This window comes from Streptomyces sp. NPDC002835 (genome assembly GCF_053591995.1).
On record NZ_JBSFUW010000009.1, the window covers coordinates 65,394 to 78,652 of the forward strand.

General features: G+C 74.2%; 9 protein-coding genes. 4 read left to right on the forward strand and 5 right to left on the reverse strand.

Translation table 11 applies throughout. The features are described 5' to 3' along the window. Positions 1-46: 46 nt before the first annotated feature. The 4 genes from ACWD01_RS12325 to ACWD01_RS12340 form a co-directional block, all read right to left on the reverse strand. Positions 47-1,069: a hypothetical protein gene (locus ACWD01_RS12325; protein WP_451160842.1), complete on the reverse strand. Its 1,023-nt coding sequence runs from the start codon at positions 1,067-1,069 to the stop codon at positions 47-49. 115 nt (positions 1,070-1,184) lie between these two features. Next, on the reverse strand, positions 1,185-2,396 hold the full coding sequence (locus ACWD01_RS12330) for a VWA domain-containing protein (RefSeq protein WP_451161117.1): 1,212 nt from the start codon (positions 2,394-2,396) through the stop codon (positions 1,185-1,187). Positions 2,397-2,416: 20 nt separating this feature from the next. After that, on the reverse strand, positions 2,417-4,798 hold the full coding sequence (locus ACWD01_RS12335) for a DUF5682 family protein (protein WP_451160844.1): 2,382 nt from the start codon (positions 4,796-4,798) through the stop codon (positions 2,417-2,419). After that, positions 4,795-5,907: an ATP-binding protein gene (locus ACWD01_RS12340; RefSeq protein WP_451160846.1), complete on the reverse strand. Its 1,113-nt coding sequence runs from the start codon at positions 5,905-5,907 to the stop codon at positions 4,795-4,797. The genes ACWD01_RS12335 and ACWD01_RS12340 overlap by 4 nt, the downstream gene beginning before the upstream one ends. Positions 5,908-6,161: 254 nt before the next feature. Here ACWD01_RS12340 and ACWD01_RS12345 point away from each other — a divergent pair, with 254 nt between their 5' ends. Further along, entirely contained in the window at positions 6,162-7,538 is a 1,377-nt protein-coding gene (locus tag ACWD01_RS12345; RefSeq protein ID WP_451160848.1) for an SWIM zinc finger family protein, read from the forward strand. Positions 7,539-7,563: 25 nt separating this feature from the next. After that, complete coding sequence (locus ACWD01_RS12350) at positions 7,564-9,177, forward strand: DUF5691 domain-containing protein (protein WP_451160850.1); 1,614 nt, start codon at positions 7,564-7,566, stop codon at positions 9,175-9,177. A 601-nt stretch (positions 9,178-9,778) separates the two neighbouring features. On the opposite strand, the gene ACWD01_RS12355 is transcribed toward ACWD01_RS12350, so the two are convergent. Beyond that, positions 9,779-10,186 (reverse strand): cobalamin B12-binding domain-containing protein, encoded by a 408-nt coding sequence (locus tag ACWD01_RS12355; protein WP_356895328.1) that lies wholly within the window; start codon positions 10,184-10,186, stop codon positions 9,779-9,781. 373 nt (positions 10,187-10,559) lie between these two features. Here ACWD01_RS12355 and ACWD01_RS12360 point away from each other — a divergent pair, with 373 nt between their 5' ends. Next, entirely contained in the window at positions 10,560-11,372 is an 813-nt protein-coding gene (locus ACWD01_RS12360; protein ID WP_451160852.1) for an esterase/lipase family protein, read from the forward strand. A gap of 234 nt (positions 11,373-11,606) precedes the next feature. After that, positions 11,607-13,223, forward strand: a complete 1,617-nt coding sequence (locus ACWD01_RS12365) for a M23 family metallopeptidase (RefSeq protein ID WP_451160854.1) — start codon at positions 11,607-11,609, stop codon at positions 13,221-13,223. The last annotated feature ends 36 nt before the right edge of the window (positions 13,224-13,259 follow it).

The following is a 13,259-nucleotide window of genomic DNA, read 5'->3' on the forward strand; positions in this document are numbered from 1 at the left end:
CCTGCCCACCCCCGCGTGGCAGGTCGAGGCGGGGGAAAGGCCTGCCCTAGCCGGGGAATTCGAGTACGTCGCGCGGCCTGTCGCGGGTCGGCGGCTCCGCCGCCGGACAGCCGGGAGCCGAGCCGAACGCGTCCGCCGCGCCTGCGTCGGACGTCGCCGCCGGCTGGTCGCCGGCGCGAGGCGTGTGGGTCTCGCCCGAGTGCTGCACCACGCCCTGCCGGTGCTCGCACGGGTCGACCGGGCCGGGCCCGGGCGAGTGCGCCGGGGAGTCGGCGGACGCGAGCAGCGCCGCACCGGGGTGGCCGCTCCGCTCGCCGCAGTACCGGCCGATGCCCTTGGCAACAGCGTGCCCGGCGTCGGCCGAGGCGTGAGCGGGGCGCATGGCCAGGGCACTGCCCCCGGGCTCTGTGGTGAACGGCGCGTAGCCCGGCGCGGGCCCTGCCGCCGGACCGTCGCCGGGGACGACGACGCCGCCGGGGCCCGGCAGCGGGCCGGAAGGCAGTGGTGCGGCAGGCAGTGGTGCGGCAGGCAGTGGACCGGCGACGGCGCCGATCAGCTGCCGGGTCGGGCCCGTCACGTCGTCGGGGACCGGACGGGTCGCCTCGCGGACCGCTTCCACGGTCGGCTCGACGCCCGCGGCAGTCGCCGGAGGCACGGCCGTCGCGGTGCCGACAGCGGGTGCGGACCGGTCGGCCACGCGCCTCGGTTCATCTGCGTGCCCGGCGGCCGCCGGCTCGTCGGTCTCGAGCCGTGCGGCCGGTCCGGCGGACTCGGACTCCACGGAGCCGGAGACCCCGGTCTCCGTGGACACCTGGCCCTGCGCCTGTGCCTGCGTTCCGGCCGACCGGGACTCCGCCGACGCGTCGGCGGTGCCTTCCGGCCGGACATCGGCCCGGGCCGGAGCCGCGGCGCCGGCCCCGGCCTCGGCCGCGTACGCGGGAGCGCCGAAGAGAAGACCGAGCGTCAGGACTCCCCCGAGGATCAGCAGGACCCGCAGCGTCCACGGCCCGGACACCGCCCGGCGCAGCGCGCGCGGGACGGCAGCGGGGCGGAGCGCTGCGGCGGTCACGGTGGAGGGGGCTCACTCTCGGGTCGGCTTCAGCCGGGATGCACGCGATGCTCGCACGAGGCTCCCGGGGCTACGCAAGTCCCTCGTTACCGATGAGACGTCATGTCCCCTACTGTCACTGATGAGCCACCATGTCCGGTATGGGGAGCGGCCGTTTCTCGATGGCCGCCGCCATGACGTCCGGAAAAAGATCCGGCGTGCAGGCGAACGCCGGTGCTCCGAGGGCCGCGAGGGCTGCCGCGTGCTCCCGGTCGTAGGCCGGCGCGCCTTCGTCGGAGAGCGCCAGCAGAGTGACGAACTGCACTCCGGACGCCTTCATCGCCGCGACCCGCTTCAGCATCTCGTCGCGGATTCCGCCCTCGTAGAGGTCGCTGATCAGTACGACGACGGTGTCGGCGGGGCGGGTGATCTGCGACTGGCAGTACGCCAGCGCCCGGTTGATGTCGGTCCCGCCGCCCAACTGGGTGCCGAACAGGACGTCCACCGGGTCGTCGAGCTGGTCGGTGAGGTCGACGACCGCCGTGTCGAAGACGACGAGCCGGGTCGCGATGGAGCGCATCGAGGCCAGCACGGCGCCGAACACCGACGCGTAGACGACGGACGCCGCCATCGAGCCCGACTGGTCGATGCAGAGCACGACCTCCTTCTTCACCGACTGGGACGCGCGGCCGTAGCCGATGAGCCGCTCGGGGACGACGGTGTTGAACTCCGGCAGGTAGTTCTTCAGGTTCGCCCGGATCGTGCGGTCCCAGTCGATGTCGCGGTGACGCGGCCGGTTGATCCTCGCCGAGCGGTCGAGCGCACCGGTCAGCGTCGACCGGGTGCGGGTGGCGAGCTTCTTCTCCAACTGGTCGACGACCTTGCGCACGACGGCACGGGCGGTCTCCTTCGTGGTCTCCGGCATGGCCTTGTTGAGCGAGAGGAGGGTGCCGACGAGATGCACGTCCGCCTCGACGGCCTCGAGCATCTCCGGCTCCAGCAGCAGGGTGGACAGACCGAGCCGGTCGATCGCGTCGCGCTGCATGACCTGGACGACCGAACTGGGGAAGTAGGTGCGGATGTCGCCCAGCCACCGGGCGACGGACGGCGCGGACGCGCCGAGCCCCGCCGTCCTGGCGCCGCCGCGGTTCCCGCGTCCGCCGCCGGGGCCGGTGCCCGCGCCGCTGCCGTAGAGGGAGGCGAGCGCCCCGTCCATCGCCGCGTCCGTGCCGGTCAGTGCGCGGCCCGTGCCGTCCGCGCCGGACTCTCCGCCCAGCACCAGCCGCCACCGCCGCAGCCGCTCGTCGTCCGCACTCGCGCCGCTGTCCCCGGCGGTCGCTTCGCTCATGTTCACGCCGGTGCTCGCCGTCATCGGGCCACCCCCGCCAGGTCGTTGTCGTCGATTCCGAGCAGCATCCGCAGCACGGGGGTCACCGCGTCCGCGCGCGCCGTGTCGAGGCCGGGCCCGAAGCCGGGTGCACCGGCATCCGTCCGCGCCGGTCCGGCCGCCGCCCCCGGTCCGCGCCGGACGAGTTCCCCGAGCGTGCGGCGCACCCCCGGTTCGTACGCGGAGAAGGTGCGCCGCAGCAGCGGCAGCACGTCGGTGAACGCGCCGGCCGGCACGCCGGACAGCCACGCGTCGACGAGGCCGAGCAGGCGCTCGTCGTGGACCAGCAACAGCCCTCCCCCGGACGCGCCGCCGACGAACCCCTCGATCCAGGCCGCCGCTTCGGCCGGCTCCGTGCCCGGGGAGAGCGCGAGCGCCATCAGGCGCGCGGCCTCGTCCTCCGCGAGCCGCCCCTCGTCCAGCAGCAGCCGGGCCGCGCGGCCGCGGATCACTCCGGGGACGGTGTCGCGGCCGGCGAGCTTGTGCAGCACGGACCGCCAGCGCTCGCCCATGCCGCCGCCGGCGTCCGGGAGGAGGGCGACGGCGGTGTGCACGCCGTCGAGGTGCTCGCGCATCTCGGCCGCCCCGTCCGCGTCGAGCCCGGTGCAGGCGGGCGGCAGGCCGACGCAGATCCGCTCGGCGAGCCCCGCGGCGACCTCGCCGAGCGCTGCCGTGTCGGTGCTCCGCACGTCGCCGTACCGCAGCGAGCGGGCCAGCGCGGGCAGCGCCTGGGCGAGGTGGCCGACATCGGCGTCGAGAGCGGCCCGGTCCGCGAGTGCCTTCATCACCACGGGGAGCGCGTCTGGCAGTTCCGCGAGGAGGCACTGCTCGGCAAGTGCGGTGACCTCGGCGAGCGCCGTCGCCGAGACGGCCCGCGCCTCGGCCTTGGCGGTGGCGGCGGAAAGCACCGTGGTGCCCCAGACGCCGGCCTCCGCGACCTTCACCGACAGCTCGGGCTCCCAGCGCAGCCGCCAGCTCTCCCGGAACGTGCCGGTGCTCCCCCGGCCCGTGGCCGGCTCGCCCCAGCCGACCGCGAGGAGCCGCAGCCGGTGCAGCAGCCGGCTCCTGGCGGCGTCGTTCTCCCTGCGCAGGTCGAGATCCAGCTCACGTTCGAGCGCCTCCGGCTTGAGCCGCAGGCTGCGCTGCTGCCGGGTCAGATCCCGCTGGAGCGGCACGGCGGGCGCCGTGTCGGGCACCTCGCCGAGGACGTCCCCGACGATGAGCCGGTCCCTGACGAGGTCGAGCGGCACGTCGGAGCCCTCGCACATCACGGCCCGGACGGCGTCGACCGTCTCGGTCAGCCCGGCGAGCGGCCGGCCCCGCATGACGGCCAGCGTCCCGGCGAGCCGGACGGCCTCGATGACATGGGCCGACGACACCATGCGGTCCTCGTCCCGCAGCAGCCGGGCGACCTTCGTCATCCAGCGCTCGACGGGCCGGTCGGGCGCGCCGAAGAGATGGCCGTACCAGCCGGGCGAGTCGATGCCCGCGCCGTACCCGGAGCGGCGGGCCAACCTGCGGTGGGTCCAGGGCACCCAGGTCATCTCGGTCCTGACCTTGGGGAGCCCCTTGAGGAGCGCCTTGTCGGCGGTGACCGTCGTCCTCGTCTCCAGCGCCGGGACGTGCCAGGCGCCGCAGACGACGGCGACCGCGCCGTCCCCGAACTCCTTTCTGGCCGCGCGGAGCTGGAGCCGCATGTACGCCTCGCGGACGAGGTCCCTGTCGTGTCCGCCGTGGCCGTACGTCTCCCGGAGGGCGGTCATGGCCTCCCCGAGCGCGGCGAACGGCGCGAACGGATCGGCCGCCTCGCCGGCGCCGCCCGTCGCGTCCGGGGAGGTCGTGGCGTCCGGGGAGGCCGCTGACGCCCGCGTGCCGTGGCCGCCGCGCAGCTCGACGACGTCCTCCCACCACCGTTCCGGGTCGTCGTACCCGGCGGTGGCGGCGAGCACCGCGATCGGGTCGATCCGCACGTCCGCCGTCTCCTCGGGCCCCTCCTCCTTCTGCGCCGCCGGCGTCTCCCGCTCGTCGCGGAACTCGTCGGTCATCGCGAGCGAATGCGCGGCGGGCAGGTCGATGAAGCGCACCGCGGCGCCGTTGGCCAGCGCCCACCGGATCGCCACCCACTCCGGGGAGAACTCGGCCAGCGGCCAGAAGGCGGCCCTGCCCGGGTCGTCCGTGGCGTGGGCGAGCAGGGCGACCGGCGGACGCATCTGCTCGTCGGCGGCCAGCGGCAGCAGGGCGTCGCCCTCCGGCGGGCCCTCGATCAGTACGGCCGCGGGCGCGGCCGCCTCCAGCGCGGCCCGCACCGCCCGGGCCGAGCCCGGTCCGTGGTGGCGGACTCCGAGCAGGAGCGGGCCGGTCATGCGCTCACCTCGCGGCAGGCGCGGTAGAAGTCCTTCCAGCCGTCCCGCTCGCGGACCACGGTCTCCAGGTACTCCTGCCAGACGACCCGGTCGGCTGCCGGGTCGCGCACGACCGCGCCCAGGATGCCGGCCGCCACGTCCCCCGGCCGCAGCACGCCGTCACCGAAGTGCGCGGCCAGCGCGAGGCCGCCGGTGACGACGGAGATCGCCTCGGCCGTCGACAGCGTGCCGGACGGCGACTTGATCTTCGTGCGGCCGTCGGTGGACACGCCGTCGCGCAGCTCCCGGAAGACCGTGACCACGCGGCGGATCTCCTCCAGGCCCTCCGGCGCGGCCGGCAGGTCCAGCGAGCGCCCTATCTGGTCGACGCGCCGCGAGACGATGTCGACCTCCGCCTCGGCCGTCTCCGGAAGCGGCAGCACGACGGTGTTGAACCGCCGGCGCAGGGCGCTGGAGAGGTCGTTGACCCCGCGGTCGCGGTCGTTGGCGGTCGCGATGAGGTTGAAACCGCGGACCGCCTGCACCTCCTGCCCCAGCTCGGGCACGGGCAGCGTCTTCTCCGACAGGATCGTGATGAGTGTGTCCTGCACGTCGGCCGGGATACGGGTCAGCTCCTCGACCCGCGCGGTCATGCCCTCGGACATGGCGCGCATGACCGGGCTGGGCACCAGCGCGTCGCGACTGGGGCCGTGCGCCAGCAGCTGCGCGTAGTTCCAGCCGTAGCGGATGGCCTCCTCCGGGGTGCCGGCCGTGCCCTGCACCAGAAGGGTGGAGTCGCCGCTGACGGCCGCGGCCAGATGCTCCGACACCCAGGTCTTCGCGGTGCCCGGCACGCCGAGGAGCAGCAGGGCGCGGTCGGTGGCGAGCGTGGTGACGGCGACCTCGACGATCCGGCGGGGCCCCACGTACTTCGGCGTGATCACGGTGCCGTCGGCGAGTGTGCCGCCGAGCAGATAGGTGGCGACGGCCCACGGCGACATGCGCCAGTTCACCGGCCGCGGCCGGTCGTCGAGCGCGGCCAGCGCCCGCAGTTCGTCGGCGAAAGCGTCCTCCGCGTGGGGCCGCAGGGCGTCGGCTCCGGTGGTCCCGGCGGTTTCTGACACGGTCATGGAATCCCCCTCCAGATCGTTCGACCCGTTGTGAGAACAACCGTGCACCATGCCACTGACAGCCGCCCCGCCGCAGCGACATGACCGCAGGTCAGGTGCGTTTTCCCGAGGGTTCGGCGGGTCTCGCCACCCGCGCCGGCGACCGGTCCGAGCGGCCGGCCGGCCGGGGCCGGCGCACCGCGCCGCCGACGTGCGGGAGCGGGTCGATCGGGTGTCAGGGGCGATTGTCAGTGGTCGGCCGTAGCGTCGTTCCCATGCTTCTGACAAACGGGGAAACGGCGTCGCACGCCATGGCTCAGGGCGCCCGCTGGGCGACCGAGCAGGTGCTGTCACTGGCTCCTGACGACGCGTCGCGCAAGGCGGGAAGCAAGCTGGGCTCGGCCGGGCCCTGGTCCGCCGCGGGCTGCGACGCGGCGGGGGCCGTATGGGGTCTGTGCAAGGGCAGCGGCAGCAGGCCGTACCAGACCGTCGTGGACACCACCGGTCCCGCGTACAAGTGCAGTTGCCCGAGCCGCAAGTTCCCGTGCAAGCACGCGCTGGGGCTGCTGCTGCTCTGGGCCTGCGACGAACAGGCCGTGCCCGGCTCCGGCTCCGTGCCGGACTGGGCGGAGGAATGGCTGTCGGCGCGCAGGGAACGCGCCGCGGGCAAGGAACAGCAGGACGCCGGGACGGGCGCGAAGAGCGCCGACCCGGAGGCCGCCCGGCGGCGGGCCGAGCGCCGCGCCGAGCGGATCACCGCGGGCGCCACCGAGCTGGAACAGCGCCTCGCCGATCTGCTGCGCGGCGGGCTCGCGGCGGCCGAGCAGTCCGGGTACGGACTGTGGGAGGAGACCGCCGCCCGCATGGTCGACGCCCAGGCCCCCGGACTCGCCGCGCGGGTACGGGACCTGGGGGCGATACCGGGTTCGGGGCCCGGCTGGCCGGTACGGCTCCTGGAGGAGTGCTCCCTGATCCATCTGCTGGACTCCGCCTGGCTGGGGCGGGAAGGTCTGCCGGAACCGCTGACCGCGACGGTCCGCACCAGGGTCGGGCTCTCCTCCGCCGCCGAGGGGCCGGCCGTCCGGGACCGCTGGCTGATCCTCGCCCAGTACGAGTCCTCCGACGGCAAGCTCACCACCCGCCGCATCTGGCTGTACGGGCGCACCTCCCGGCGGGCCGCGCTGCTGCTGTCCTTCGGCGCGGCGGGCCGTGCGCCACAACTCGCGCTGCCCGTGGGGCTGATGATCGACGCCGAGGTCACCCCGCACACCGGCAGCGGCCCGAGAGCCGAACTGGGCGAGCAGTTCACGCTGCCCGTCGCCATCGACGCACCGCCGCCGGGCGGACCGTGCGCCGGTGCGGTCGACGCGTACGGACAGGCCCTGCGGGACGACCCGTGGCTGGACTCCTGGCCGGTCACCCTCACCGAAGTCATACCCGTGCCCGACGGGGAGGGATGGCAGCTCGTCGACGCCGACGGCAGCGACGCGCTGCCCGTCGCGCCCGCCGCGCTCGCCCGCCCCGGGCTGTGGAAGCTCGTCGCGCTCGCCGGTGGCCGGCCGGTCACCGTCTTCGGCGAGTTCGGCCACCAGGGGTTCATGCCGCTGACCGCGTGGCCCGCGGACATGTCGGAGACGGTCCCGCTGATCTGAACGCCCAGGAACGGGAGGGAAACCCATGATCCGCACGGCCAGTACGTCACCGTGGGAAGAGATCGTCACCTCGGCGCTGCTCGGCACCGACCGCCGGACACCGCCGGCCGGCCTGACACCCGCCAGCAAGGACGCGCCCGTCGCCCTGCTCGACGCCGCCGCGCTGCACACCGTACGGCGCCGGGCGGGCCTGCGCCCCGCGGCACCGGCCGGCACCGCGCCCGACCCCGCGCCGCACGACGCCCGCCCCGCCCTGCCCGAGCCGGCGCGGCGGCGGCTCGTCCAGCTGCTGGCCGACCGTGCCGGGCCCTCCGGCGCCGGCGGCCGGCGCGGCACCGCCCCCGACCTCACCGAACTGCTGCCCCAATGGCTCGCCGCCGCCAACGATCACGGCTACCGGGCGCCCGCGTCCGTCCTCCCCGCGCTGCTCGACGCCGCCCGGGGCCGCACGGACCTGCGCCCGCAGGCGCTGGAGTTCGCCGGGCCGCGCGGGCTGTGGCTCGCCCGGCTCAACGCGGAGTGGAAGTACGCGCTGCGCGGCGGATCCGCGGGCTCCGCCCTGCCCGCCGTCGACGACGCGGAGGCCGTACGGACTCTGTGGGAGGAGGGCCTGTTCGCGGAACGGGTCGCGCTGCTCACCGCCGTACGGGCTCATGACGCCGACGCCGCCCGGGCGCTGCTCGGCACGACCTGGTCCACCGAACGGGCCGAGGACCGGCTGATGTTCCTCGACTCCCTGCGGACCGGGCTCTCCGACGCGGACGAGCCGTTCCTGGAGCAGGCGTTGTCCGACCGCAGCCGCAACGTCCGCTCCACGGCTGCGGAACTCCTCTCCGCGCTGCCCCACTCGGCGCTCGCCGGCCGCATGGCCGCCCGTGCCGTGTCCTGCGTCGCGATCGACCGCAGCGGTGACACCGCGGGAGCCATCACCGTGGAGGCGCCCCACGAATGCGACGCCGACATGCAGCGGGACGGCATCGCCCCGACGCCGCCGTCCGGACGCGGCGAACGGTCCTGGTGGCTCGGCCAACTGGTCGAGGCCGCGCCACTCTCCGTCTGGCCGGGCCGGCTCGGCGGGCGCACCCCCGACGAGATCGTGGCGCTGCCCGTCTCCGACGGCTGGGCGGACGAACTGCACGCCGCGTGGTGCCGGGCGGCGGCCCGGCAGCGCGACGCCGACTGGTCCCGCGCTCTGCTCGGCTCCCCCGCCACGTCGCCGTCCACCGGGCCCGGCACGACGTCCCCGGCCGAGCGCTCGAAACTCCTCGCCACGCTCCCGGACGACGAACGCGCCGCCTGGGTCGCCCGGTTCATCGCCGCACACGGCCTGCCGGAAGCGTTCCAGCTCCTCGGCGTGTGCGCGGTGCCGTGGGCTGAGCCACTCGGACAGGCGGTCGTCGACGCCCTCGAAATCGCCCGGGACGCCGGCAGCTACCCCTGGAGCTTCAGCGGCGTCATGGGCCTGGCCGAACGCTGCCTGTCCCCGGACGAGGCCACCCGCATGGAGATCCTCACGGCCACCCCGGACGACCAGGAGAACGCGTCCCCGGGAGCGGGCAGCTACTGGTCCGAGGCGTTCCAACGCCTCGTCTCCACGCTGCGCCTCCGAGCGACGATGTCCCAGGAACTGACCGGGTAGCCCGGTGCCCCGTCCGGTCGGAGCAGGCGGCCCCGGCCCCGTCGGGGGCGCGGCGTGCCCCGGGGTGGGTCTGCCCTGTCCGGTGGGTGGTGCGGGGTCTCGGGCCGTCCAGACCCGGTTCGGTGCCGACAGCCGTGCGCACCGTATCGGCCGTCCGGGGCGGAGCCCGCACGGCCAGCCGGCCGCCCGGCGCGCCTCGTCGGGGTCTGGGGCGGAGCCCCAGTTTCGGGAAGGGGCGGGGCGGGGGACTTCTCCCACCTGCACACGCCCACCGGCGGGGGCGAAACGGCCGCCCCGGGGCAGGGGGACGCGCAGGGGGCGTGTCCGGGACGTAAGGCGTCGTAAGTCTTGGGCGAGGCAAGTACGAGAAAGCAGTCCCGGACATGCCCCCGGAGCGGCACCCGGACGCCAAACGACATCGGACCGGGCCGCGCCCGGAAACGCAACCCGGACCGGGCCCGCCCAAACACGCGGCACCCGAACCCCGAACGCACAGGACCGGCCACGCCCGGAAACGCACCCGGGACCAGGCCCCGCCCCGAGACGTGCCCCGGGCCGCGCCGCGCCCGGAAGTGGGCCCGGTCCGCCGCCCGCCCGAGGGCTACGCCGGGACGCGGACGTTCGCGTTGACCCAGTCCACGATCGACGCCGTCGTCGCACCCGGCGTGAAGATCTCCGCCACGCCCTGCTCCTTCAGCGGAGCGATGTCCGCCTCCGGGATGATCCCGCCGCCGAAGACCTTGATGTCCGCCGCGTCGCGCTCCTTCAGCAGTGCGATGACCTTCGCGAAGAGCGTGTTGTGTGCGCCGGAGAGGATCGAGAGACCGATCGCGTCGGCGTCCTCCTGGATCGCCGTGTCGACGATCTGCTCGGGCGTCTGGTGGAGCCCGGTGTAGATGACCTCCATACCGGCGTCGCGCAGCGCCCGCGCGATCACCTTGGCGCCGCGGTCGTGGCCGTCGAGACCCGGCTTGGCCACCACCACGCGGATCGGACCAGTCACACCCATCACTGCCTCCTGGCTCCCCGCAGCCGTACCGGGACACGGGGAAGTGAACGAACGTTATCTCCAGCATCCCGCACGGGGCCGTTTCGCGGCACGCGGGGAGGGGGAAATCACACGTGGGACATTTTCGCCGAGCGTCGTTTCTGCTTCGGATCCCGCGCACGCCCCCGCGCGGCCCCGCAGGCACGGTCGCACGGGAAGCCGCCGCAGGTCCACCACAGGTCGCCGTACCACCGCGCCGCCAGCCGCACGGCACGGCGGTACGGCGACGCCGAGGCGCGGAGTCGACCGCACCGCGCCCCGGCCCGGTCGTGCGCGCTTCCCATGAGGGCACGCGGGGGAGAGCCGCCCCCGCCGTGCCGTACGGGAGGTCGTCGTGAGGACCCCACGTCTGCCCGCCGCGCTGCTGCGGGCCACCGCACTTGAGCTGGTGATCCTCGCCGGACATCTGCTCCTCTACCCCACCGGCCTCACTCCGGAGCGCCGCCGCCGCACCCGCCCGGCGCCCACTCTGCCGAGGTCGCCCGCCGCCGTGCCGACCGTGCTGCTGCACGGCTTCGCCGACAACCGCTCGGTGTTCGTGCTGCTGCGCCGGGCGCTCGCCCGGCGCGGCCCCCACCCGGTCGAATGCCTCAACTACTCGCCCCTCACCTGCGACATCCGGGCTGCCGCGGATCTGCTCGGCCGCCATGTCGAGGAGATCTGCGCGCGCACCGGACACCACGAGGTCGACGTCGTCGGACACAGCCTCGGCGGGCTGATCGCGCGCTACTACGTGCAGCGCCTCGGCGGTGACCGGCGCGTCCGCACCCTGGTCACGCTCGGCACCCCGCACTCGGGCACCACCGTCGCGCCGCTCGCGAGCGCGCATCCGATCGTGCGGCAGATGCGGCCGGGTTCGCCGGTGATCGAGGAGCTGCGGCTGCCCGCGCCGGACTGCCGCACCCGGTTCGTCAGTTTCTGGAGCGATCTCGACCGGATCACGGTGCCGGTCGAGACGGCCAAGGTCGACCATCCCGACCTTCTCGTGCAGAACGTGCGGGTGAGCGGAATCGGCCATCTCGCACTGCCCGTTCACCCCGCGGTCGCCGACAGTATCCGCGAGGCGCTCGAATCGGGCGTGTCGGACATGGACGGTTCCCGTTCCACTTCCCCCGGTTCCGCGTCCGCGCCCGCATCCGTCGCGTGAACCGACCGACCGGCACCGATCGATCGAACAGTTCTCGAACGTAGGGCCAAGGCTCCGGCTATGGACCGCCGAAACGCGGCCGAATGCCCGTTTCCTGATTGCGTAGATGCCACCGAAGATTGTCGCCGTCGCGTACCGCCGGGTACAGTCGCGCCACTGCTTCCCCCTGGGACCCCCTGTGCAAACGGGCGGTTCCAGAAAACAGGTCCTGCTGTCGAGGCGAGAGAGAAGTTGGTGAACGACCAGCACGCCCACGCCGGGTACGGCGGCAACGCCACCGGCAGCTTCGACTCAGATCCGCTCTTCGGGGCCCTTCCGGGCAATTACGAGGCGGGCCACAGCGGCCAGTACGACGCGTCCCAGTGGGACACCGGCGCCGGCGGGCACCAGGCCTACGGCGACATGACGCTCCAGGCCCAACAGCCCCAGCAGGACCAGGATTACGAGCAGCAGTACGCGCAGTACGACACGACCGGGCAGTACGACGCCGCCGGCGGCCAGTACGAGTCGACCGGTCAGTGGGACGCGAACGCCTGGAACGAGGCGGGCGGGACCGGCCAGTACGAGACGGCCGCGGCCACCTTCGCCTACGACGCGACCGGCCAGTGGACCCCCGGCGCCTTCGAGACCGGCAGCTACGACGCCACCGCGTGGAACTCCGCGACCGCCACGCCGGACGGCCTCGTCCCCCAACAGTTCGTTCCTGACCAGGGGTTCGCCCAGCCCGCCGAGTACGCGACGCAGGACACGTACGTCGCGCACGACGCATACGCCGCCTACGAGACACCGGACGCGTACGGCGACAACGGGTACGAGTCCGTGCCCTTCGAGACGGAGTCCGCGTCCGAGCACGGGACCGGCCCGGAGGCCGACTACGCGACGGAGTACGAACCGGCGCCCGCGGCGGAGTACCAGCCGGCCGAGTACGAACAGGCCGAGTACGAGCCGGCGGACGGCGCCGAGCACGCCGAGCCCCAACACGCCGAAGCCGGGGACGAGGACGCGGACGGCGCGGACCACAACGCGATGACCCAGACGATGGCCTCCGTGCCCGTCGTGCCGGCCGCCCCCGTCGAGCCCCGCCCGGTGCGCCGTTCCGGCGGCAGCCGCGGCCGCCGCCGCACGCCCGCGAAGCGGTCCGCGCTCCTCAGCGTCGCCGTGCCGTCCGCCTGCGTGATGGGCGTGGCCGGTGTCGCCGCCGCGTCCGTGAGCGGCCTCGGCGGTGAGACGAAGGACGACAAGAGCAACGTGGCGGCCCCCGACCCCGGTTCCGTCGAGCCGGTCGCCGCCAACAACGCCATGGACACCCAGCTCGCCGCGCTCAGCGCCGACGCCCGTGACTTCGGCGACCGCGCCTCCCGCACCCAGGAGCGCATCGACCTCAAGGAACGCCAGGCGGCGGAGAAGAAGAAGCGCGAGGAGGAGGCCGCACGCCGCGAGGCGCTGCGCCCCAAGTTCATGCTGCCGGTGAAGCTGCACCAGCTCAGCGCGTACTACGGGCAGTCCGGCGTCAACTGGATGTCGCTGCACACCGGTATCGACTTCCCCGTCCAGTACGGGACTCCGGTCATGGCCGCCACGGACGGCAGCGTCCGCACCCAGTGGAACAGCGCCTACGGCAACATGGCCATCGTGACGGCGGCGGACGGCACGGAGACCTGGTACTGCCACCTGAGCAGCACCAAGATCCGCAGCGGCTGGGTCAAGGCCGGCGACGTCATCGCCTACTCCGGCAACTCCGGCAACTCCACGGGCCCCCACCTGCACTTCGAGGTCAGGCCCGGCGGCGGCGCGGCCATCGACCCGCTGCCGTGGATGCGCAGCAACGGCATCGACCCCACCCAGGGCTGACCGAAGCCGCCACAAGTCCACGAACCACCGAAGCCG

What these genes read in the sequence shown, in the direction of transcription:
- ACWD01_RS12345 (WP_451160848.1), top strand. Translation starts at nt 6,162, where the DNA reads ATGCTTCTGACAAACGGGGAAACGGCGTCGCACGCCATGGCTCAGGGC.
- ACWD01_RS12330 (WP_451161117.1), bottom strand. Translation starts at nt 2,396, where the DNA reads ATGAGCGAAGCGACCGCCGGGGACAGCGGCGCGAGTGCGGACGACGAG.
- ACWD01_RS12355 (WP_356895328.1), bottom strand. Translation starts at nt 10,186, where the DNA reads ATGGGTGTGACTGGTCCGATCCGCGTGGTGGTGGCCAAGCCGGGTCTC.
- ACWD01_RS12340 (WP_451160846.1), bottom strand. Translation starts at nt 5,907, where the DNA reads ATGACCGTGTCAGAAACCGCCGGGACCACCGGAGCCGACGCCCTGCGG.
- ACWD01_RS12335 (WP_451160844.1), bottom strand. Translation starts at nt 4,798, where the DNA reads ATGACCGGCCCGCTCCTGCTCGGAGTCCGCCACCACGGACCGGGCTCG.
- ACWD01_RS12350 (WP_451160850.1), top strand. Translation starts at nt 7,564, where the DNA reads ATGATCCGCACGGCCAGTACGTCACCGTGGGAAGAGATCGTCACCTCG.